Source organism: Paenibacillus sp. ALJ109b (genome assembly GCF_010747435.1).
GTDB lineage: Bacteria > Bacillota > Bacilli > Paenibacillales > Paenibacillaceae > Paenibacillus > Paenibacillus taichungensis.
Genome location: NZ_JAAIFP010000001.1, coordinates 384,071 through 407,980, shown reverse-complemented (window position 1 = coordinate 407,980; position 23,910 = coordinate 384,071). Strand labels below are relative to the sequence as shown.

Here is a 23,910-nt window from a genome sequence, read left to right as displayed (position 1 = left end):
ATATGACCCAGGTAAAATCGGAGGAACAAAGCTTCAAACATATCTTTATAGCAGGTATTGAAGGCAAACGGTTCGATGTCTCCATCCAGAATGGACGGTTTGCATCTGTTACAGAATCCGTGCCGCAGAATGATGACTCATCGTCTCCGGGTATAGATCAATGGATAAGTCCCGGAGTTATTGATCTTCATACACATCTGGCCTGGACAGACTTTGACCATGCGGATCAATTGAAACGTGACAGCCACGAGGTTGAAGTGATGCAGGCACAAGCTTTTGCAGCTACCCTCAAGACGGGGGTAACCACGGCGCGAGATGCGGGCGGATTGTTACCAAGCACCGCTCGACATCTCGCTCAGCACTATCAACACCCCTTAAGAGTTGAAACCAGCAGTGAAATGCTGGGTGCGGCAGATGCCAGAGGTATAAAGTATCTGGAACAACGGTTGAACGGAATTTTTGATACAGGCGCGGGTTGGGTTAAAATTATGGCTACAGGTGGGCTGGGAACCCCTACGGAACAAGTGCTCGATCCTGTATTTTCGGAGGAAGAGTTCGCGTTCATCGTTCGCCATGCCCATGCCCACCATAAAAAGGTGTTAGTTCATACCTGGGGTGGCCTGACGGTAGACTGGTCCATTCAGGCAGGAGTGGAGTCTGTGGAGCATGGCATGTTCTTAACTGAGGATCAGGCAGACAGACTTGCCGAGTCTCGAACGGCCTTTGTGCCTACCACATCGATATATCGTATTGCCGCAGATCCAAAAGGCGTACTGGCGCTGCCTACTGTTATCAGTGATCGTGCAGCGCGCGCTGCTGAAGCTCATTCTACAGCCATCGGATATGCCAAAAGAGCAGGAGTCCGTTTCGGTTTCGGTACCGATTACGCCACACCTTCACTGCATGGCTATAATCTGCAAGAGTTGGATACGCTGATCGATTATGGCTTGACCCGGGCAGAGGCGTGGCAATCTGCGACGACCAATGCTGCTGAGATTCTGGGTCGTGGCGACGAATTGGGGCAGATTGCAGAAGGCTATATTGCGGATGCTATTATTTTCAATGCCGATCCGTATCAAACGAAAAATGCAGATCAGCTACAGGAGAGCATCGTGTCCGTAATTATTGGAGCGCAGAAACCATAACTTGGTTTCTGCGTTTTTTTCTTTACTTGTGAATGCAGTGAGCGCTATGTTGCTTTCGAAGGAGAAGGTTACCTGGCGAATATTGAGCGATAATTAAATCCCCAAAAGTTTTCCAAAAGGATTTTGCAGACCCGTCAGCGAATACAATATTTAATAACAGCGGCATAAAGGAAGGAGTGATATCCACTTAAACTTTTGTCGAAGTTTTCCAGCAAGATTCCTCAGCCCGTTTCGTGTTTAATGTTATACAGGAGTAGTGTATTGCATTTCTCACGGGGTACACCTTAATTTTTACATCCACCTATCACCTCTACACAAAAGTACAGGCAATTCTGCATGTATCATCTACTTTCAGACATTACAAAGAACAACGTTCGGCTGCAATTCTAAAGTAACACAGTCTGTACAGCATGCTCCTAATCATGACAAAAGTGTCCACACAACAGCATATCGGATTATGGGCTCTGAAATGAATTAGAACGAATGCACATGGAGGAGGCTGTAATGATGGCAAAAAAAGAAGTTGTAGCGATGCTGCTCGCTGGAGGGCAAGGCAAAAGATTAAAGGGACTGACCAAATCACTGGCCAAGCCTGCTGTTTATTTTGGCGGAACCTACCGCATCATTGATTTTCCTCTAAGTAATTGCTCCAATTCTGGCATCGACACGGTCGGTGTATTGACCCAATACGAACCACTGGTGCTGCACTCTTATATCGGCATTGGCAGTGATTGGGATCTGGACCGCAAAAATGGCGGGGTATATGTACTTCCTCCTCATGAACGTGAAGACGGTAGTAACTGGTACCGCGGTACGGCGGACGCGATCTACCGTAACCTGAATTTTATCGAACAATTCGATCCTGAGCATGTGCTCATCTTGTCAGGGGATCATATCTATAAAATGGATTACGAGAAAATGCTTCAATACCATAAAGAAAAGGATGCAGATTGCACCATATCGGTCATTGACGTTCCGTTGGAAGAAGCCAGCCGGTTCGGGTTGCTCAACACCCACGATGATTATCGCATCTATGAATTCGAAGAAAAACCTCCTGAACCCAAGAGCACGCTTGCTTCCATGGGTATCTATCTCTTCAAGTGGGATGTGCTGAAACGCTTCCTGATCCAGGACGAACAGCAGGCATCCACCTCCTATGATTTTGGCAAAGATATCATTCCCTTGCTGCTTGAAAATGAAAAATCACTATACGCTTATCCATTTGAAGGGTATTGGAAAGACGTCGGTACAATCCACAGTCTGTGGGAATCCAATATGGACCTGCTGGATGAAGAAACGCCGTTTAATCTGAACGATCCGGATTGGCGTATCTATACTCGGAATCCGAATCAGCCTGCGCAATATATTTCTCCATCGGCGAAAGTGCGGAATTGCATCATCAGTGAAGGCAGTGTGGTACATGGTGAGGTTAAACACTCGGTGTTGTTCTACGGTATTGAGGTGGGAGAGAACAGTTCCGTAACCGATTCAGTGATCATGCCAAAAGTGAAGATCGGTCAAAATGTACGCATTCACAAAGCTATTATTGCCGAAGGATTGGTGATCCCGGATGGAGTACATCTGTCACCCGCCCCTGAGGATGAGAGCGATATATTACTGGTCGATCAGGAAGAACTGGAACGTCAGCTTCTCGAGGGAATGACAAGCAAAGCCTAATCTAAACCCCAAAGGACGGTGCATGCGATGAAACCATTGATCGGAGTTATTAACCTTGACCATGAGCTTGAGGAATTGAAGGAATTGACGTACTTTCGCTGCGGAGCCGCGGTGCCTTATGCCGGGCGTTACCGTCTGATTGATTTTGTATTATCCAATATGATGAATGCTGGCATTGAGAGTATCGGTGTATTTGTGCGTCGCAAGTACCGTTCACTCATGGATCATCTGGGAGACGGTAAGCCGTGGGATCTGGATCGCAAGCATGGCGGCATGTTTATTTTACCACCGGACTGGAACGATCCAACCGATACGTCACAAGGGGATTTGCAGCATTTTCACAATAATCTCGATTTCTTCCGCCGGGGTTCAGGGCAATATGTAGTCCACGCAGGTAGTCGGCACGTGACCAAAGCAGATCTGCAGGATGTGTACAGGTACCATATAAGCAAAGGCGCGGATGTAACGCTGGTCTGCAAAAAAGTGGATCAACTGCTGCCTGAGCATGACGCTTGTGTCAAAGTTGAAGATGACGGAAACGGTAATGTGGTGGACATTCACCAAAGCGCCGATCACCCGAATATATATACAGAAATTTTCATTATGGAAAAGGAATTGTTCCTGCGCCAGGTGCAGCGCTGCATCGCTCATGGCGAGAGCCATTTCTTCCGTGATGTGATTCAGAAAAACCCGGATGGCTTGAACATTGCTGCGTATGCCTATGATGGCTATCATGCCGTGATCAATTCGATTGACAGCTATTACCGCAACAGTCTGGAACTGTTGAATAGCGGATTGTATGAGCAGCTGTTCAAGGAACAGCCTGTTCAAACAAAGATTAAATACGAGGCTCCAGCCAAATACCTGGATACTGCTGAGGTGAAACATTCCTTGCTCGCGAACGGCTGCATTGTGGGTGGAGAAGTCGAAGACAGCATCCTGTTCCGTGGGGTGCATGTGGCGAAAGGTGCCAAAATTAAAGGCTCCATTATTATGCAAAAATGCTACATCGGAGAAGGCGCCGTTCTGGAGAACGTCATTCTCGACAAAGATGTAAAGTTAAGCGGCGGCCAGACGCTGATCGGCGACCCGTCGAACCCATATATTCTGGCGAAGAGTACTATTATCTAATACCAACACTTAACCGATATCATCTATAAATATATATAAAATAAAAATCCTGTAGGATGGATTTAAGGTTCATGGCGAAATTTGAAATGTGACTTCGATTGTGCTTGGCAACGTGCAAACGTAGTGGAGGGAACGAAATCGATTCTGGAGAAGCGTAGCGTTCGCCTTTATCACTGTATTTTCACATCTGAATAATACAATAAAGAAAATACAGGGATAACAGCGATCGAAAGAATGATTCGTAACCGAAACGGCCACTTTGCTGGATGTATGAGCACTTAAGTGTATGAACCGCCACCATCCTACAGGATTTCACCGGGAGGAACCTTCTTTTGTTTGACAACAAGGAAACGTTCAAGAGTATTTTTAGACGCAATCTGGTTAGCAAATTGGGCAAACCACTAGCAGAAGCAACGCAGGAGGATGTCTATCACGTACTTGGAAGCATGATTCGCGAATATGCGGGTCAGGATTGGGCGGCATCGAATCAGGGGTTTAAGCAGCGCCAGGATAAACAGGTCTATTACTTCTCGCTGGAATTCCTGATTGGACGTCTGCTCGGCAACAACCTGTTAAATGTGAATGAATTGGAACTCGTCCGAGACAGTCTGGCTGAACTGGGCTTCTCTTTGGAAGAGGTGGAAGAACAGGAGGCGGACGCAGGGCTCGGCAACGGAGGTCTGGGAAGACTCGCAGCCTGTTTTCTGGATTCACTGGCTTCCCTCGGCTATGCAGGACATGGATGCGGAATCCGTTATAAATATGGCTTGTTTGAGCAAAAAATTATTAACGGCAATCAGGTCGAATTACCCGATAATTGGCTCGAGAAGGGCAATGAATGGGAAGTGCGCCGTCCGGACAAAAAGGTGGAAGTGCAGTTCTGGGGCCGTGTGGAAGCCTATGAACAGGATGGACATTATCAATTTGTCACAAAGGATGCCGAATCGGTTGTAGCTGTACCATATGATGTGCCTGTGATTGGTTATGGCCAGCCCCATGTAAACACCTTGCGATTATGGAGTGCGGAGCCCAAGCGGGAGACTTCACTCGATACCCCTTCGAACTATTACGGATATCTGGATTACAGCCGTTCGGTAGAATCGATCTCGGAGTTCTTGTACCCGGATGATTCCCAATACGAGGGCAAGCTGCTTCGTCTGAAACAGCAATATTTTATGTGTTCGGCAGGCGTACAGAGTGCTTTGCGTACATTTAACAAGCTTGAGCTTTCGTATGATCGATTGCCGGATAAAGTGGCGTTCCATATCAATGATACGCATCCAACACTCGTGATTCCCGAACTGATGCGCATTCTGATCGATGTCAAAGGCTATGGATGGGATGAAGCGTGGGATATTACGACCCGCACCGTATCGTATACCAACCATACAACGCTAAGTGAGGCGCTTGAAAAGTGGCCTGTAGCCATGATCAGCAAGCTGCTGCCGCGCATTTACATGATTATTGAAGAGATTAACAAACGTTTCTGCGGCATGCTGCTTGAACGTTATCCCGGAGACCAGGATCGTATTCAGCATCTGGCGATTGTTGCCAATGATCAGGTGCGGATGGCTCATCTGGCGATTGTGGGCAGCCATAGCGTTAACGGTGTTGCGGCATTGCATACCGAAATATTGAAGGAACGGGAAATGGCTCCGTTCTATGCACTCTATCCGGAGCGCTTCAATAACAAAACAAATGGCATTACCCATCGCCGCTGGCTGATGCATGCCAATCCGAAACTTTCGAATCTGATCACAGATACAATTGGAAGTGAGTGGATTAGGGAGCCGGGCAGACTGAATGAGCTGGTAGGCGTTGCAGACGATGCTTCATTCCAGAAGCAGTTCCATTCCATTAAACGTGATAATAAGGAGCGACTGGCCGCCTACATCCAGGATCATACCGGAAAGACTGTCAATCCGGATTCCATCTTTGATGTACAGGTGAAAAGGCTGCATGGGTACAAACGGCAGCTGCTGAACATTCTGCATGTTATGCATTTGTATAACCGTCTCAAGAGCGACACTTCGTTTGATATCGTGCCACGAACGTTCATTTTTGGAGCAAAGGCAGCGCCGAGTTATTATTTTGCCAAAAAAATTATCAAGTTGATTAACACGGTAGCGGATACGGTCAATCGCGATGCGACCGTGAAAGATCGCCTGCAGGTATTTTTCCTGGAAAACTACTCGGTCTCTCTTGCAGAGAAAATTATTCCTGCCGCGGACGTCAGTGAACAGATTTCAACCGCAGGCAAGGAAGCCTCCGGTACGGGGAACATGAAGTTTATGATGAACGGTGCGTTAACCATTGGTACCATGGACGGCGCAAATGTGGAGATGGCAGAGCAGGTTGGTCAAGACAATATGTTCATCTTTGGTCTGAGTGCAGACGAAGTGCTGGAATATTATCGCTCCGGCAATTATCGGCCGAGTGAGATTGTACAGCAGGATGAACGAATTCGGGAGGTTGTGGAGCAACTGGTACATCCGGGAGCGTTCTGTGAGCGTGATGGTGAGTTCTGGGATATCTATGATTCCTTGCTGGCCCATGGTGACGAGTACTTTGTGTTGCGTGACTTTGCTGCCTATGCTGATGCTCATGCTGCCATTGATTCGGCATACCACGATGTATCAGGCTGGACACGGAAGGCAGTGCTGAATACGGCTCAATCCGGCATTTTCTCCAGTGATCGCACCATCAGTGAGTATGCGACTGATATCTGGGGCATTCATCCGGTGTCCGGACACTGGAAAGGTTAAATAAGGATTGATTAAAAATAAAATCCCCTTGTACACTAGGTTGATCTCTGTTGGGTTCATAAACCTTCATCAGAGATCACTCCTTGTTGCCCAAGGGGATCTTTTTGTATGAATCAGCCGACTGGTCTTGACGCACTTTGGGCGCTATCACGCCGCTTTTCACGACGAAGGATGATCGGAACCGTGATCACTGCAGCGATCACCAACAACGGAGCTAATAAACCAGCGATGGGTAACGCCGATGCGCCATTCGCTGAGAAGACGCTCAAGTCCCAGAACCCGTGCAGGAATATGGAGGCCACGAGTGATCCGGTAGACCGCCGAGCGAGGTAGAAGATCGAACCAAGGCCAAAAGCGATCATTACCTGGAACAGGGCACCCGCTCCGATGCCCAAAAACATGTTCGGCAGGTGAAAGACTGCGAACATCGCTGTTGAGAGCAGCCAGACCCCGGTTTCGCCGAATCGGCTGCGCAGAGCAACCATTAACTGACCTCGATTGATCATCTCCTCATTGAAGCCGACCATGATACTGCCGAAAATGAGATACAGCCACATGAGGGGGGTGACACGGGTGAAATCGCCGGTCAGCATGTTCACGATCGCGATGACAATCATGATGATCGGAAGAGTCATTGTCCATTGAGAAAGACGCCGCCTTTCAACCAAGCTAGGACGCCACCATCCGTAGATTGTGACCATTGTGATGGTCAGCACGGCACCGCCGGACAGCGGTGCTATGTACCAGAGAAGTAGGGTCCGCTCACTCTCACCTACTCGCGTGTAGTCGATGCCGTTGAGCAAGAAGATCGCGTAGAAGACTGCGCTGTATAGGAAATATGTAAGAACACCCCATCCTACGCGGGGACGAACGCGAAGGGCAGGATCCAAAGTTTCTTGCAGCTTGTCCCTATTAATTGACATGATAAACACTCCCACTATCCATTAATATTTTTTATTTGCTCATTTTTCTTATGATTTTGTTTAATACCAAGGATGCGAACGTCCAGCCTCTATTTCCCCCCACATTCAACGAGCGCTTTTATGGTTAGGATCTTGTATCCTCCTTCTCGCAAATTTTATTTTCTCTGTGCTAATTTTTCGAATGATCCAGAAATCCAACGGAAGCTGCTGTGACGAGGAGCATATTTGGATTCCTGCCTCATATACAATTCTAGTAGCCCAAGTTAAATAGAAGCTAACCAAATGGATAAAAACTAGCTAAATTTTCACTGCTGTAGTTTAGGTTCTGTTTAGGTAACGATGTGGTATAAAGATGAGGCAGACTGGGCCTCAGTCTAACTATGAACGAAGGGAAGGACAGGATTTTGAGGTGACGGAGGTATGGAAGACCACGTCTAAGCATCTGGACATGAAGATCTATATCCCTTTAAAATAGACCTTACTGCGCTCTACGAAAAAAAGGTCGGAGGATATGAGGAAATGAACGAACGTTCGTGGCTCCACTCCAGGTGGATTCTTGCTATAGTTACCTGCATGGCAGTACTGTACATCTTGATTATGGGTAACTTGCTATTTGTCAGCGGGAGAACGCCTGGCGTGAATTATCAATATAATCTGGTACCATTAGAGACAATCAAGCCCTTACTATTTGAAAAGAACAGATACCATACGGAAGCCTGGGTGAAGAATCTGTTCGGGAACATTGTCTTGTTCATACCGCTTGGAATATGGATACCATGGTTATTCCGCAGGTTCCAAAAGTTTTTACCATTTACAGCTATTGTCGTCTTACTTTTGTTAGCTGTTGAGATTACGCAATTGATTACCCGTGTTGGTTCGTTTGATGTCGATGACATTATTTTGAATACAGTGGGTGCCTGGATTGGATATATAGGGTTTGCCTTATTCATATACTCACAGAGAAGGACTCGAAAATGAACTGCGAATAGCGGTCAATGATCGGGCCTTTTTGTGTTCATGGATCTTTTCTGTTTATAAGAGGAGCATTTCGGATAAAACATACTAACGGGTTATATAGTAAAGAGTAATGAAAGCGAGGTGGGCTATATCGTTTGGTGGAAAGAGAGTGTGGTGTACCAGATCTATCCCAACAGCTTCAAAGATTCCGATGGGGACGGTCAGGGTGACTTGCAGGGGATATATGACAAGCTCGATTATTTGACTGATCTGGGCGTGGATGTAATTTGGATCTGTCCTATTTACGATTCACCGGGTCATGATAACGGATACGATATCCGTGATTATTACTCCATTTTACGTAAGTATGGCACGATGGAGGATTTTGACCGTTTGCTGGCGGAAGCGCACAAGCGTGGTCTTAAGATCATGATGGATCTGGTACTGAATCATACATCAGATGAACATGCGTGGTTTGCCGAGTCACGTTCATCGAAAGTGAACCCGAAACGGGATTATTATATTTGGCGTTCAGGTAAAAATGGTCAGGTTCCAAACAATTGGGAGTCCTACTTTGGGGGTTCTGTGTGGAAGCATGATCCGGAGACGAATGAATATTATTTGCATCTCTATACTGAACACCAGCCTGATCTGAATTGGAACAATCCACAGATGGCAGAAGAGATGTATGAGATGGTGCATTGGTGGTTGCAAAAAGGTGTGGATGGTTTCCGTTTCGACGCGGTGGCGCATATCGCCAAGGCAGAGGGCTTACCCAGCGCACATAATCCGGATAATCTGCCGGTCGTTCCTGCGTACCAGCTTTTTTCCAACCTCGAGCAAGTACATTCGATTCTGAATAAACTTAACGACATGATCCTGAAGCCTTATGGTCCAATGACTGTTGGGGAGACTTCCGGGCTTGGACCGGAACAGGCGCTGGCCTATGTTGGGACAGATCGGAATGAGCTCAATATGGTGTTCCAGTTTGAGCATATGTTTGTGGACGCTCAATCATCCGGAATCGGCAAATGGAACTATCGGGAATGGAGGCTGCCCGAGCTGAAAGAAATAATGAGCCGCTGGCAAACCGTACTGCATAACAGAGGCTGGAATGCCAATTACATGGGCAATCATGACCAGCCGCGTCCGGTATCCCGTTTCGGTCATGATGGAAAGTACAGGGTGCGCTCTGCCCAAATGCTGGCTACATGGATGCTCACCCTGGAAGGTACGCCCTACATTTATCAAGGGGAAGAGATTGGCATGACCAATGTTGCTTTTCCTGATATTGAGGATTATCGAGATATTGAAACGATGAATTATTATCGGCAGCATATTGGTCAGGGGCGAGCGAAACATGAAGTCATGCAAGCAATCTGGCGCAAGAGTCGTGATAATGCACGTACACCGATGCAGTGGGATGATACGAAACATGCCGGATTTACCGATGGTGAGCCATGGATTCAGGTGAATGCGAATTATCCTGAAATTAATGTGGAGGATGCCGAACGTGATCCCCAGTCCATTTTGAATTATTACCGTAAACTAATCGCTCTTCGCAAACAACATAAAGTACTCATCTATGGGGCATATGAGCTACTTTTGCCGGATGATCCCAATATTTATGCCTATACCCGCACGCTGGATGATGAGCAGATGCTGGTTATTCTGAATTTCCGGGAACATGAGCCTGAGATGCAATGGCCTGAAGGGTGGAACGATGAGAATGCCAAGACGGTCATCAGCAATGTCAGTAAACGTTATTCCACTGATAAGGGCGAGATTCTTCTTCAGCCTTATGAAGCACGGGTTTATCGAATGCAGCGATGAGGCGTCATTTTGCTTTGGCGAAGAGTTTTGAATTATAATATAGGTTGAAAATCAAACCAAACGAACGCATATGTCAGGAGGATACCAAGTTGCTAAATATTACTTACCACGGACACTCCAGTGTACAACTGGGCACAGAAGAGAAGTCGTTGATCATTGATCCTTTCCTGCGTGGCAATGAACTTGCTGTCACCAAACCGGAAGACATCAAGACCGATGCCGTATTACTGACACATGCACATATGGATCACATTTTAGATGCTGAACCCATCGCCAAGGCTAACAATGCCAAGGTGGTTGCGATTGTGGAACTAGCTACATATATGTCATGGAAAGGTCTGGACACCCTTGGCATGAACATGGGCGGAACGGTGGATCTAGGTTTTGCGCAAGCCAAAATGATTCAGGCTTTCCATACGTCCGGAATCGTGCTGGAAGAGGAACAACGGATCATGTACGCAGGGTTGCCTGCAGGATACATTATTAATATTGGTGGCAAGACCATTTTGCATGCCGGTGATACTAGTCTGTTCGGTGATATGAAAATGATTGGCGACCGTCATGATATCGACGTAGCACTATTGCCTATTGGTGGACATTTCACCATGGGACCGGAGGATGCTCTGCAGGCTGCTGAATGGTTTAATGCCAAGCTGACGATTCCGGTGCATTATGATACGTTCCCGGTGATTCGTCAGGATGCCGAGAAGTTTGTGGAGCAGCTTGCTTCCAAAGGTCTGGAAGGCCGAGTGCTCGCACCGGGGCAATCCCTTACTTTGTAATGCTCTATTAATCACTGTTCAATCATAAAAGCAATACGAAGCTAAAGACGAATATCACGTCAAGATAACTGACGTGATATTCGTCTTTTTTCGGTTTCAAGTTCAATTTAGTACTCCATCGTTGGTCCGAATGACAAAAACCGTGAAATCCCATTGTTGAAGTTCATGCTGTAATGTTATAAAAAATTACACGGAAACCAACCGGAAATCCGAATTGACCGAAAAATAGGGGGAGCGTTCATGTCATTTGTGAAATCATTGTTTTTTCAAATTATTGTAGCGGTTATCATCGGGATTGGTGTAGGCATTCTGTGGCCTGATCTGGGCAGTCTGCTGCAACCGCTCGGAACAGGTTTCATCAAGTTGATCAAAATGATCATTGCTCCATTAATCTTTATGGTGATCGTAACAGGCATTGCCAAAATCGGTGATCTGAAATCAGTTGGACGCATTGGGTTCAAAGCCATTCTGTGGTTCGAAATCGCTACGACGGTTGCGCTGGTCCTTGGACTCGGCACAGCGAACCTGCTTCGTCCGGGTGCAAGCATGAACGTGGACCCCTCGACCCTTGATACAAGTGGCATCGAAGCCAAAACCAATGGCTCTGAACTGCCGCATGTCGTCGACTTTATCATGAATATTATTCCAACAAGTGTTGTAGATGCCTTTGCACAAAATGCATTGCTGCAAGTGCTGCTCGTTGCCTGTTTATTCGGGGTAGCCTTGGCAGCAACGGAAAGTAAGGCGAAGGATAATGTACTGACGCTGATCGAAAATGTATTGGGTATCTTGTTCCGCATTATTGGATACATTATGAAACTGGCACCGATTGGAGCATTCGGAGCCTTGGCATACACTGTTGGAGCATATGGAGCATCCACACTGTCCTCCTTCGGTTTGCTGATTATTGCCTGTTACGGAGCTGCGTTACTGTTTCTGGTGATGCTTGCACTAGCTGCCTGGTGGATTACAGGACTGAATTTTCTGCAATTCGTAAAATATACACGTTCCGAAGTGATGCTGGCGATTGGCACAGGTTCCTCGGAAGTCGTTATGCCTCGCATGATGGACAAGCTGACCAAAGCAGGCTGTGATCGTGCTGTCGTCGGCCTTGTGGTTCCAACAGGGTACTCGTTCAATCTGGACGGAGCCTCGATCTACCTGTCGCTGGCGACCGTTTTTCTGGCTCAGGCGGTTGGCATTGAACTGACACTGGGACAAGAGATTACGATTTTACTGGTGTTAATGCTTAGCTCCAAAGGTATGGCGGGTGTACCTGGCTCCGCATTCCTTGCTTTGTCTGCAACAGCAGCAGCCCTGAATGCATTCCCGGTAGCTGCTGTTGCCTTACTACTCGGTGCTGATCGTTTCATGGACACTATGCGAGTATTCACGAATCTGATGGGTAACTGTGTTGCGGCATTTGTAGTGGCGAAGTGGGAAGGGCTGCTGGACCAAAAACGCATGTGGGCTGTACTGTCTGGCGAGATCAGTGCCGAAGAGCTGGAGAGAGAAGAACAAGCGTCGTTATCCTCGGTGAAGTTGAACAAAATGGAACAGGGAAATGGAATAGTTTCGACGGACATGCTCTAAGAAACAGGAAGTGAAATGGCTTCGTATAAACTTTTAACTCATCCTATCTTTAAATTTGAACCGTCTGTTTACCCGCATGAAATCATGGGTAACAGACGGTTTTTACGTTTCAGATACAGATATCATGGAGTTCTCGAACGCAAGCAGCAAAATAATTGTTACAGAGTAATCATTAATGGGGAATGTGTAGAAGAGGAAAAAGATAGCATATTGAAGTTTCAACTTGTATATACATGTTTAGTTATGTAATATATAAATGGAGTTAGGCCAAGAGAACCACATAAGCAATACAATTTATTGGAGGCGTTAACATGAGTTCAACCAACACAACTTCATCATCGTGGTGGAAAACTTCCACGGTGTATCAGGTATATCCCAAGAGTTTCAACGATACAACTGGATCGGGTACCGGAGACATTCGGGGATTGACCGAAAAGCTGGATTACTTGCAACATCTCGGTATTGATATCGTGTGGCTGCAGCCCGTATATGTCTCTCCACAGCATGATAACGGTTATGACGTAGCGGACTATTATCGGATTAATCCTGATTTTGGTACGATGGAGGATTTTGACGAACTGCTTAAAGGTCTGAAGGCACGTGACATGAAGCTGATGATCGATATTGTGGTGAATCACTCTTCTACGGATCATGAGTGGTTCCAGCAATCGCGTTCTTCCAAGGATAACCCATACCGCGATTATTATATTTGGAAGGACCCTGCTCCGGACGGCGGTGTGCCGAATAACTGGCAATCCAAGTTCGGCGGACCAGCTTGGCAGTATGATGAGCAGACAGGACAATATTTCCTGACGTTGTTTGACAAAACACAGGCTGATTTGAATTGGGAGAACGAGCAAGTACGCAAGGCAGTACGGGACATGATCAAGTTCTGGGCGGAGAAGGGTGTGGATGGTTTCCGTATGGACGTCATCAATCTGATCTCCAAGGACCAGCGTTTCCCCGACGATGATGGTAGCGTTTCCCCAGGCGACGGACGTAAGTTCTACACCGATGGACCACGTGTGCATGAATACATTACAGAGATGTATGAAGAGGTATTTGGACCACACAATATGGTAACGGTTGGGGAGATGTCCTCGACTACGCTGGAGCACTGCATCAAATATTCAAACCCTGCTTCCCGGGAATTCTCGATGACGTTTAACTTCCACCATCTGAAAGTGGATTATCCGAATGGACAGAAGTGGGAACTGATGCCTTACGATTTTGAAGCGATGAAACAGTTATTTAGTGAGTGGCAGACTGGTATGCAGGCAGGTGGGGGATGGAATGCGTTGTTCCTGAACAACCATGATCAACCGCGGGCGTTGTCTCGTTTCGCAGATGATGGCGATTATCGTGCTGAGAGTGCCAAAATGCTCGCTACGACCATTCATGGCATGCAGGGAACACCTTACGTATACCAAGGCGAAGAGATCGGGATGCCGAATCCGGTCTGGAACGACGTTAGCGAGTTCCGTGATATTGAATCGACTAATATGTATCGACTGCTTCAGGAAGAACGGGGCAAATCCGCCGAGGAAGCATTCCAAATTGTGAAAGAGCGCTCCCGGGACAATTCCCGGACACCGATGCAATGGGATGGAAGCGACAATGCCGGATTTACAACGGGTACACCGTGGATCAAAGTCGATGAACGATATCCGTCGATTCATGTGGCTCAGCAGATGGCAGACCCGAACTCGATCTATTATCACTATCGCAAGCTGATTGCTCTTCGCAAACAGGTTGGTGTGCTGACCGACGGTCTGTATGAACGTTTGGACGATGCACATCCGGATGTATTTGCATACGCGCGGACCAATGGAAGCGAAACGCTGCTTGTGGTATCGAACTTCAGCAAGCGGGACGTAAAATTTGCTTTCTCTGAAGCCGTCTGGAATGACCACATTGCGGGTAAATCAGCAGAGCTGCTGATTGGCAATACGGAGGTATCGCCTGCACTCGAGCAAGAAATCTCCCTGAGCCCGTATTCATCCTATATGTGGCTTGTACCGCAAGAGGACTAATTCACATTATATAAGTGGGAAGTGACAATATGGCAATTGATAAAAAACAGGTTGAGGAGATCGTACGCGCGGTCGGCGGCAAAGAAAACATTGAAGCTGCAACGCATTGTGTCACACGCCTCCGGTTCGCCCTGTACGACGAAAGTAAAGTAGATACAGAAAGTCTGGAACAGAACGATCTGGTCAAAGGCCAGTTCTCCTCTCAAGGACAATTTCAGGTAGTCATCGGACCTGGGCTTGTGGATAAAGTGTATGATGAAATGATTCAGATTACCGGGGGAGAACGTGCTTCCAAGGATGACGTGAAGGCTGTTGCGGGTAAAAAGCAAAATCCAATCCAGCGTGCGATCAAAACGTTATCTGACATCTTCATCCCGATCCTGCCAGCCATCATCACGGCCGGTCTCTTGCTCGGTATTAATAACATTCTGACAGGACCAGGCATATTCTTTGATGGCAAATCACTGGTGGATGTATATCCAGCTTGGAAGGATCTCGCATCTATTATCAATACCATCGCGAGCACAGCCTTTACCTTCCTGCCTGCATTAATTGGTTGGTCCGCGGTAACGAGGTTCGGCGGCAGTCCGTTGCTCGGGATTGTACTTGGTCTGATCCTGGTTCATCCCGATCTGCTGAGTGCTTATGGCTACGCCAATGCAGTCAACGAAGGCACCGTGCCTACGTGGAATCTGTTCGGCTGGCATATTGAGAAGATCGGTTATCAGGGGCAGGTTCTGCCAGTATTGGTATCAGCCTATCTGCTTGCCAAGCTGGAGATTTTCCTGAACAAAAGGGTGCATGATTCGATCAAACTGCTGGTCGTTGCACCTGTCACTTTATTGATTACCGGGTTCCTGGCATTTACAATCATTGGTCCGGTTACATTTGCCATTGCGAATGGAATTACATCCGGTTTGATCTATATTTACGATTCATACGCGGCTCTGGGCGGTCTGATCTATGGTGGACTGTACGCATTGCTCGTTATTACAGGAATGCACCATACGTTCCTGGCGGTAGACGTACAGCTGATTGGTAGTCAGGGCGGAACGTTCCTGTGGCCGATGCTGGCACTGTCCAATATCGCGCAAGGTTCTGCCGCACTTGCCATGATGCTCGTGCTCCGTGAGAAGAAAATGAGAGGACTTGCGGCAACTTCATCCGTCTCGGCCTTCCTCGGGGTAACCGAGCCGGCGATCTTCGGGGTGAATATTCGTTATCGTTATCCGTTTATCTTCGGTATGGTCGGTTCTGCGATCGGCGGTGTACTGCTTACGATGAATAATGTTCAGGCAACCTCTATCGGTGTAGGTGGCGTACCTGGATTCCTGTCCATTTTCCCAAACAAATGGGGAGTATTCTTCATCGGTATGGCGATTGTACTTGTTGTTCCGTTCGTGCTGACTGTTCTTTTTGGAAGAGCGAAGTTGAGAAAAGAAGACCGCAACGCAGATCAAGCTACTGTAGCAAGCGGTCAAACGTCTACGGTTAAATCAGCATCTAGCACAACTACAACAAATGCAGTTGCAGAGCCACGCACACGCAGTACTGCTCAGGTGGCGGATGAGCCTGTGAATACACTGGAAATCATGGCACCATTAACAGGTAAAGCTGTTCCGCTTGAACAAGTACCTGATCCGGCGTTTGCGGAAAAACAAATGGGTGAAGGGGTTGCCATTGAACCTTCGGGCAATCAGGTTGTTGCCCCGTTTGATGCTCAGGTTGCCCATGTCATCAAGAGCAAACATGCTGTCATTCTTGAGCACGCGAGTGGCTTGCAGATTCTGATTCATGTCGGGATTAATACGGTATCGCTCAAAGGCGAAGGTTTTAACATGCATGTTGAAACTGGAGAGAAGGTAAGAGCCGGACAAACGTTGCTTGAATTCGACCGTAAAGTGATTGAAGCTGCGGGATATCCGCTCATTACGCCAATCATTATTCCGGATGGTCAGGACATGGTTGATCGGGTGGAGGTCACTACAGGTGATGTTACATCCAATCAGAATGGTGTGCTTAAGGTTCATTTGAAAGGTTAAGTACACGAACAAATGGGGAGCTGCGATATTCGCAGCTTCTTTTTTTATCCTGAGACCGAGATCAAGCTGAACGCATCAATTTGTGTGGGATGACCTTGATGCAGTTCGTTTTTTTTCTTTATATCGTGGTAAACTGTATATAGGATACATGTGGCAAAATCTCATGTTCACAGCGATCGGAAAGCTTGTTCATCAGGACTATGCATGTTCAGGTTGAGAAGTTCATATGGTTCAAAGAGAGTGGCTAGTCAATGGACGGAGGAGGAGAGCCATGACTCGTGTTGCGGTAATGGTCATTCATGGTCTGGGTATGCAAAAGGAAAATTATGCGGATACACTGATTTCGCGTTTGCATAAGGAATTGGATCAGGTTATGGTGTTGCCGGGAGCAGCCAAACAGATGCTGGATATTGAGCCTGTATTTTGGGCTGACGTATTTGAGGATCGGGAAGAGGCGCTGTTTCAGCAGCTTGTCAGCTCTCAAGGATTGAACTATCAAGTGTTGCGTCGATTTGTTATACATTATCTGGCTGATGCCGTCGCGTATCAACCTGTGGAAAATCAAGGACATAACTATGATGCGGTACATTGTACGCTAAATCGGGCGATGCACGCACTTGCACAGCGGAATGGGCCAGAAGCTCCACTCTGTATCATTGCACATAGTTTGGGCGCGGTGATTGCAAGTAATTTTTTCTATGATCTGCAATATCCGTCTAGTCGTACACCTTCCATCGTGGATGTTACTTCCGCATTGGAGCGGGGAGATACCTTAACGAACTTTTATTCCTTTGGAACGACGTTGCCATTATGGAGCTTACGGTATCATGATTTTAGCCGGCCGATTCAGGTGCCTTCACCACTTGTAAGGCAGTACTTTCCTGGGCTGGAAGGGGAATGGATTAACTTTTATGATCGGGATGATATTCTGGGTTACCCGCTGCGCCCTATTGATCCGGCCTATGAGGCAGCGGTCAAAGAAGACGTGGAAATTAACTCAGGCGGTTTAATTGGGAGCTGGAATCCGTTGAGTCATGCCGGATATTTCTCGAATGGAGCCATGAATCGGAGAATCGCACAAGGTTTGGCGCGAACGTGGACGTGGGTGAATCGTGAATCAGGTTAAATGTCAGATATGGAGGGAGGACAATAATTATGGAATGCAGGACAGGCTGTGCCGCATGCTGTATCGCAATTTCGATCTCATCGCCGATACCCGGGATGGCTGACGGCAAGCCCGCAGGTGTGCGTTGTGTACAGCTGACGGAGGACAATCGTTGCGGAATCTTTGGTCAGAAAGAGCGACCCGCTGTTTGCAGCGGATTACAGGCTTCCGAAGAGATGTGTGGCAGCACGGATCAGGAGGCGTTTGAACGTTTGAGCTGGCTGGAGCAGGAAACTGCACCGAGTTCAGCGTGACAGAGTTGTTTTGAGGGAAAAGGATAATTATACTTAATATGGAAGGGGTTTGAGATAAGAAAGGGGTACGGGATGAATGGAACTTGCCAAACGGTTTGTAATGATCGTTTTGAATATGATTGGAGAACTGTGGATGGGATTCTACAGGCGAAATCCAGACTTCTATGACAAGCAGACATCAGGGGCAAAAAGCAAACTTGGCTATTATGCATTTATTATTGGGGCGGCCACTGTAACCGTGTGCATTGTGAGCTGGATGTATAGCAGGGTTTATTCATAAAATGAGCAAACACATAAAAGAGAGTATCCGTAGTCTGGAAATCAGGCGGGTACTCTCTTTGGTATGTCCACTTACTATTTACGTGACGTTAGGGCGGGTGCTCGCTTCTTTTTTCCTCAACATATGCATGAGAATTATCTTAAGGAGCGAAGAGACGATAAAGAAAATAAATAAGATGCGAAACAACTGATATCCGGACACCACCGATAGGTTGGCATTGACTTCATGAGCCATGATGCTCATCTGATCCATTCCGCCAGGTGCCATGCTCAGCAATGATGTAGCCGCCGAGAGGGAGAACATCTTCATTAATATATAGCTCAAGCCAAGCGAACCTGCAATGAGGAGGATACTACTCGTGATTGCGAGTGTTATGGTCTGCATTTTGCGTTGCAGCTGCTGAGGACGAAGCATCAGACCCACATGGCTGCCAATCATCAATTGCGAAATGTTAAGCAGGGACGACGGCAGATTGGGTGTGTGCATTGTTGTGCTTAATTGAATAACACACATGACGATCATGGGCCCAAGCATAAACGCTGTCGGAAACCGAAGCTTGCGTGCAATCCACGCACCAGCGACACAGAGCGGGGCATAGAGCAAGATTTCGGGAAAGAGTGTTGCCCAGGTTGCTGTCTCGATCATTGGTTGATGCGAGCCTCCACCTGTCGTTCCGCCGATCCATGGACTAAACAGCAGGAACGGAACACAGAATACAATCATGATCAGCCGCGTGACCTGTAAAAAAGTAACGAGCGTCAAATTAATAGATTTCATCTCATCCGCAAGGGAGACCATCTGGGACAGTCCACCAGGAATGCTGCCAACCAGCAGGGAGGGAAAGTCAAAGTCTGTCAGCTTTGAAGCAACATAGGCGGTCAATGTACATAATCCGATTAAGAGCAGGGTCATGAGCAGCATCATAGGCAGCTGGTGCAGAATGCCTTGCAGTGCTTCTCCCGTCAGTGTTAATCCAATGGAGTAACCCACGATTAGAATACCATAGTCCCGAATAGAAGCGGGCCACATGAGCGGCAGCTTGGCAATCTGTGAACCAAGCAGCATAAAAATCATCGGGCCAAGAAGCCAAGGGATGGGGGTATGTATTGCTGTAAATAGTAACCCTCCAAGAACAGAGACAGCCAAACTTAGAAAAAACCGAAAGACAACGTGGGAACCGAGCTTGTGCATCAGTTCCATCCGCGTCGTCTTTCGGCTGCATGAGGTAGATTGTAGTACATGTAAGATCACTCCTGATGATAAGAGATACAATGATGACCCTTAGGCGGTGATTGGCTCATTACGAAGCAGGACAGGCACTGGTTTATCCACTGTCCTGCTGAATGGTAATCATTTATCTGTTCGCCGCGAGAATACGGGCAGAAGGCTTCGGTTCTTTGAACATCATATAGTACATCAGCGATGAAATCACGTATAAACTGCCTGTAATGCTGAACGTGATCGCGTAACCCCAATACGTGCCATAAGTGGTTACGAGGTAGGATTGAACGGGTCCCATCGTAGCCCATCCAATCATAAAGGCGGTCTGCATCAGTGAATTGGCGATTCCACGGCGTTTGTCTGATACTCTGTCTACCAGAATGGCGGATTGAATCGGATTGGCGGCATTCATCAGCGCTTGTCTGAATAAGAAACTCACCGAAGCGATGAGCAGCAGATTCGTGAAGCCGGTCAACAACAGGAAGGGCAGTGACATGACTTGAAAGATGACGACGGCTCGAACACTGCCCACCTTGGCCGCAAGTGTAGGTCCAATCAGCATCGATACAATGGTCATGATCTGACCCAATGAAATGAGCAGACTCATGGCACTTAAGGATACCGAAAAACGGTTGGTGAAATACAGATTCAAATAAGGTACAACCAGTCCAGAACCAAACCCAATTAATAATTGGGTTATGACAAATTGACCAATCAAACGGGAATCTTTCTTTTGGCTAAGGGTATCGTTAATGCTGCCTTGTTCTGCGGAATGAACGACATCCAGTTTGCCATCCGTTGCAGATGTTGCAGATTCAATGAAAGGTTGCGCCGGAGTATCCGCTTGCGGAGCCTTCTTATCCTCGGATACAAATAACATCGGAATAAACGCAACCAGTGTAGCTGCCCCGCCCACGAACAATACCGTTTGCAAACCAGTGACTTTGGCGAGGCCAGCCGTATGAAGCAGGTCTGCAAATACGCCACCACCCAAGCTGCCGAGTACCTGAGAAGCGAGTACGAGGGAGGAGTAGTAGCTGAACATCTTCAGTCGTTGACTTTTCTTCACATTCTCAGCGAGGAAAGGAATGGCCAGTACCTGAAATACGCCAGCGAAAAGTCCTGAAAATACAGCAAACCAGATCAGTCCGCTGGCAGAATAATCGAAGGAACGGCCAATCAGAAAGATTCCGCTGAACAATGCGCCGGTAATCAGTAGCCGCTTACGGCTGAAGAAATCGCCGCATAGTCCGATGGGAACAAACATAATCGCTGTCGCAAGTGATTGAATACTTACAATCTGGCCGTTCATTGTATCATTGTAGCCTAGACCCTGAATGTACAAATTGTACAAGACAGAGAACATGCCATTTCCGATCTGATACAAGATGCTTGCCAGAAAAAACAATTGAATATTGCGGGACCAGCCCCGAATTTCAGCATGAATCTGTTGTAGAAGTCTCAAGTGGTTTCCCCCAGTCTGCCTGTGCAGTGATTTTAGTTTAACAGGAATGGGGGATTTGCGGAAGAATTGACCACCGTTTATTTTGCAGTAGGGGATTCCAGCACTCGGGCAATCACGAATCCATCGTAGCCTTTAGTGCCTACAGTCTGCAGTGCTGTAGCTTGAAGACGCGGATTATCGGCAATTAATTTCAGGAATGACTGAACGCCCTGAACTCTGTTGTCCGTACTGTTTGCATTGATAACTTCACCGTCCCTGACGATGTTGTCGCCAATAATCAGACTTCCCGGACGAGCCAGACGCAGTGCCCATCGCAAATAGTCGGGATTGCTCGGTTTGTCAGCATCAATGAAGATCAAATCAAAGGGTTCTCTGTACTCTTCCTGAACGTCGGGAAGCGTAGTCAGGGCAGGACCTACTCGAAGATCAATCTTGTGCATAAGCCCTGCACGCGTGAGGTTAGTTCGTGCCATCTCTGCATGACGTGGTTCTGCTTCCAGTGTGACGATACGTCCGTGTTCGGGAAGGGCTCTGGCCATCCAGATCGTACTGTATCCGCCGAGCGTCCCGATTTCCAGCACACGAGTTGCGCCTTGTATTTGAAGCAGGAGCTGAAGCAATTTCCCTTGATTAGGTGTTACATCATGAGCGGGCAAGCCGGCTTCCGCATTGGTACGTAGTGCCTGCTCCAGCAGGGAATCCGAGGGGATTAATAAGGTGTTCAAATAGTTGTCGACTTGACTCCAGGTTTGCTGTTGAGTAGAACCATTCACATTGTTCATCGTTATCTATTCCTTTCCAATTGCATGTATTGGATTTCATACTTCAACTATAAAGCGAACAGATTCATAAATAAAATATATATTATGTATGTTAATATAACTTTAGGTTATATAATTCAAGTGAAGAAGGTGTAGCGGTTGAATTTACATGGATTACGATTGTTTCATGCCATCGTGAGATATGGGGGAGTCACGCGTGCGGCGGAAGAACTCAACATTAGCCAGCCAGCGGTATCCTCTCAGGTAAAGAAGTTTGAGCGAGAATTGGGCATTCCATTATTTGCTTCGGAGGGGAGAAGACTGGTTCTTACCGATGCTGGAATGCAATTAACAGGCTACGCGGAACGTCTGTTCATGCTGGAGCAGGATGTTGAGAACTTTGTGCAAGATTTTCGGGCAGGCAAGAAGGGGCTGATTCGTCTTACCGCAACCTATTTGCCCTCGAATTTTCTGCTGCCGGGCTGGATTGCCCGCTTCAAGCAAATGCATGAGGATGTGGAGCTGGTTGTGAGCACAACCAATACCCGGATGGCTTTTGACCAACTGCTGCGTTATGAGGCCGAGATTGCGGTTTATGGTGGAAGTGGCATTACACATTCAGGTGTTCATTGGGACGAATTGTTTGAAGATGAAATGTGGTTTGTGGTACATCCGGATCATCCCTATGCGGGAAAGGAAATTGACCTCCGGGAGATGGTGGCTGAGCCCTTCATTATGCGTGAAGAAGGCAGCGCTACACGAGAGCGTCTCGTCTCTCTTTGCACAACAAACAACCTGGCCGCTCCCCGCATTGCGCTTCAGTTCAATGGGTTGAACGAAACGATCAGTGCGGTGAAGGCAGGTTATGGAGCCAACTTTATTTCTTCTCTGGTCGTAAAGGAAGATGTACAACAGGGCAGGTTGGCACGTGTATTCGTTCGAGGTGTACAGTTGAAAAACACGGTAGCCGTCTGTACACGAGCAGGTGAAGTGTTATCTCCTGCCGCACAGCATCTGGTTGAACTCATCAGACAGGAAGCATCATTAATGAAATGAAATAAACTAGTTGAAAAATTGCATGAAAGCTAACGTTGAACGTCATCCGTCGCTGTTTTGTTCGTTCCTCTGGAGTATAATCGGGCGCACAAGGTGACTCCACCAACGATCAGAACAGGTATCCATACTGCCATCATAGGTACGTGGTGGAACAACATCGCAGCTAGAATAACGCCGCCCAAATAGATCACAACGGCACCTGCACGAAGGTAGGAATCTACTGATAGCGCTTTGACCAGCGAGCGGATATTGGCGTGTCGCAGTCGCTGAAGAATGCTTACCGCATCCTCAACCACGGCGGCCAGATTATTGGTGAGCACGGTCGTCGAGATACCGGCAATTCCAATGCGGCGTGCCGCAGTCGTTTGCATTCCCATGGCTGTGGCCAGCATGGCAATCAGCAGATAGGATAGTTGTTCGGAATATGGACTGATCATGGCGATGGCAAAGAGCAGAAGCAATATACTTTCTACAGTGAACACGGTGGTGACCCGCGAAGACCAGCCATTTTTCGTCTGCACATGTCCAATCATGTGTGCAGCAATGGCATTTCCGGCAATAAAACCAATGAGGGCAAGGAGTGCACGCAGCACAACAAATTCCTGAGCACGGGCAATCGCGATCCCGAGCAGCACAATATTTCCCGTCATATTGGCTGTAAGCACATGCCCTAGTCCCAGGTATCCGATCACATCGACCATTCCAGCAGACATGCATAACAGCAGCATTGCGTACTTTTGGAGGGTATTTTGATTCATGATCATCCGTCCTTTCCAAAAACGTAACCCCTCCAGTATACATCCACAACGCATGATCCTTCAAAATGA

At 47.4% G+C, this 23,910-nt stretch carries 19 protein-coding genes; 14 read left to right on the top strand and 5 right to left on the bottom strand.

The genetic code is table 11. From position 1 onward, the window contains the following. Positions 1-2: 2 nt before the first annotated feature. The 4 genes from G3352_RS01635 (at position 3) to G3352_RS01620 (ending at position 6,718) form a co-directional block, all read left to right on the top strand. Positions 3-1,145 carry an amidohydrolase family protein gene (locus G3352_RS01635; protein ID WP_163753223.1) on the top strand — a complete coding sequence of 381 codons (1,143 nt, stop codon included), beginning with the start codon at positions 3-5 and terminating at the stop codon, positions 1,143-1,145. A 507-nt stretch (positions 1,146-1,652) separates the two neighbouring features. Then, positions 1,653-2,822: a glucose-1-phosphate adenylyltransferase gene (locus tag G3352_RS01630; RefSeq protein ID WP_064638873.1), complete on the top strand. Its 1,170-nt coding sequence runs from the start codon at positions 1,653-1,655 to the stop codon at positions 2,820-2,822. A 27-nt stretch (positions 2,823-2,849) separates the two neighbouring features. Beyond that, entirely contained in the window at positions 2,850-3,953 is a 1,104-nt protein-coding gene (gene glgD, locus G3352_RS01625) for a glucose-1-phosphate adenylyltransferase subunit GlgD (protein ID WP_024631848.1), read from the top strand. 332 nt (positions 3,954-4,285) lie between these two features. Then, entirely contained in the window at positions 4,286-6,718 is a 2,433-nt protein-coding gene (locus tag G3352_RS01620; protein WP_163753221.1) for a glycogen/starch/alpha-glucan phosphorylase, read from the top strand. A gap of 113 nt (positions 6,719-6,831) precedes the next feature. On the opposite strand, the gene G3352_RS01615 is transcribed toward G3352_RS01620, so the two are convergent. Beyond that, positions 6,832-7,641 (bottom strand): CPBP family intramembrane glutamic endopeptidase, encoded by an 810-nt coding sequence (locus tag G3352_RS01615; protein ID WP_163753219.1) that lies wholly within the window; start codon positions 7,639-7,641, stop codon positions 6,832-6,834. A 519-nt stretch (positions 7,642-8,160) separates the two neighbouring features. Here G3352_RS01615 and G3352_RS01610 point away from each other — a divergent pair. The 9 genes from G3352_RS01610 to G3352_RS01570 all read left to right on the top strand — a co-directional run bounded on the left by G3352_RS01610 (position 8,161) and on the right by G3352_RS01570 (position 18,580). Beyond that, positions 8,161-8,619, top strand: a complete 459-nt coding sequence (locus G3352_RS01610) for a VanZ family protein (protein ID WP_163753217.1) — start codon at positions 8,161-8,163, stop codon at positions 8,617-8,619. Positions 8,620-8,739: 120 nt separating this feature from the next. Further along, complete coding sequence (locus G3352_RS01605; RefSeq protein ID WP_163753215.1) at positions 8,740-10,431, top strand: alpha,alpha-phosphotrehalase; 1,692 nt, start codon at positions 8,740-8,742, stop codon at positions 10,429-10,431. 89 nt (positions 10,432-10,520) lie between these two features. Further along, complete coding sequence (locus tag G3352_RS01600; protein WP_063563389.1) at positions 10,521-11,213, top strand: metal-dependent hydrolase; 693 nt, start codon at positions 10,521-10,523, stop codon at positions 11,211-11,213. A gap of 240 nt (positions 11,214-11,453) precedes the next feature. Beyond that, on the top strand, positions 11,454-12,806 hold the full coding sequence (gene dctA, locus G3352_RS01595) for a C4-dicarboxylate transporter DctA (RefSeq protein WP_163753213.1): 1,353 nt from the start codon (positions 11,454-11,456) through the stop codon (positions 12,804-12,806). A gap of 311 nt (positions 12,807-13,117) precedes the next feature. Beyond that, positions 13,118-14,839 (top strand): alpha,alpha-phosphotrehalase, encoded by a 1,722-nt coding sequence (gene treC / locus G3352_RS01590; RefSeq protein WP_163753212.1) that lies wholly within the window; start codon positions 13,118-13,120, stop codon positions 14,837-14,839. A 29-nt stretch (positions 14,840-14,868) separates the two neighbouring features. After that, positions 14,869-16,881 (top strand): PTS system trehalose-specific EIIBC component, encoded by a 2,013-nt coding sequence (gene treP, locus G3352_RS01585; RefSeq protein WP_163753210.1) that lies wholly within the window; start codon positions 14,869-14,871, stop codon positions 16,879-16,881. A gap of 271 nt (positions 16,882-17,152) precedes the next feature. Further along, positions 17,153-18,007, top strand: a complete 855-nt coding sequence (locus tag G3352_RS01580; RefSeq protein WP_163753201.1) for a chemotaxis protein — start codon at positions 17,153-17,155, stop codon at positions 18,005-18,007. Between the two features lie 29 nt (positions 18,008-18,036). Beyond that, positions 18,037-18,300, top strand: coding sequence for a YkgJ family cysteine cluster protein (locus G3352_RS01575; protein ID WP_024631858.1), 264 nt, complete (start codon positions 18,037-18,039; stop codon positions 18,298-18,300). Between the two features lie 76 nt (positions 18,301-18,376). Next, positions 18,377-18,580 carry a hypothetical protein gene (locus tag G3352_RS01570; RefSeq protein WP_163753199.1) on the top strand — a complete coding sequence of 68 codons (204 nt, stop codon included), beginning with the start codon at positions 18,377-18,379 and terminating at the stop codon, positions 18,578-18,580. A 78-nt stretch (positions 18,581-18,658) separates the two neighbouring features. Here G3352_RS01570 and G3352_RS01565 read toward each other — a convergent pair whose 3' ends face one another. The 3 genes from G3352_RS01565 to G3352_RS01555 all read right to left on the bottom strand — a co-directional run bounded on the left by G3352_RS01565 (position 18,659) and on the right by G3352_RS01555 (position 22,048). Next, positions 18,659-19,780 (bottom strand): AbrB family transcriptional regulator, encoded by a 1,122-nt coding sequence (locus G3352_RS01565; RefSeq protein ID WP_240342882.1) that lies wholly within the window; start codon positions 19,778-19,780, stop codon positions 18,659-18,661. 154 nt (positions 19,781-19,934) lie between these two features. Continuing rightward, on the bottom strand, positions 19,935-21,266 hold the full coding sequence (locus G3352_RS01560) for an MFS transporter (protein WP_163753197.1): 1,332 nt from the start codon (positions 21,264-21,266) through the stop codon (positions 19,935-19,937). A 77-nt stretch (positions 21,267-21,343) separates the two neighbouring features. Further along, positions 21,344-22,048: an O-methyltransferase gene (locus G3352_RS01555; RefSeq protein ID WP_163753195.1), complete on the bottom strand. Its 705-nt coding sequence runs from the start codon at positions 22,046-22,048 to the stop codon at positions 21,344-21,346. A 138-nt stretch (positions 22,049-22,186) separates the two neighbouring features. On the opposite strand from G3352_RS01555, the gene G3352_RS01550 reads away from it, so the two are divergent. Then, positions 22,187-23,083 (top strand): LysR family transcriptional regulator, encoded by an 897-nt coding sequence (locus tag G3352_RS01550; RefSeq protein ID WP_163753193.1) that lies wholly within the window; start codon positions 22,187-22,189, stop codon positions 23,081-23,083. Positions 23,084-23,112: 29 nt separating this feature from the next. Here G3352_RS01550 and G3352_RS01545 read toward each other — a convergent pair whose 3' ends face one another. After that, complete coding sequence (locus G3352_RS01545) at positions 23,113-23,841, bottom strand: YoaK family protein (protein ID WP_240342881.1); 729 nt, start codon at positions 23,839-23,841, stop codon at positions 23,113-23,115. Positions 23,842-23,910: the final 69 nt, after the last annotated feature.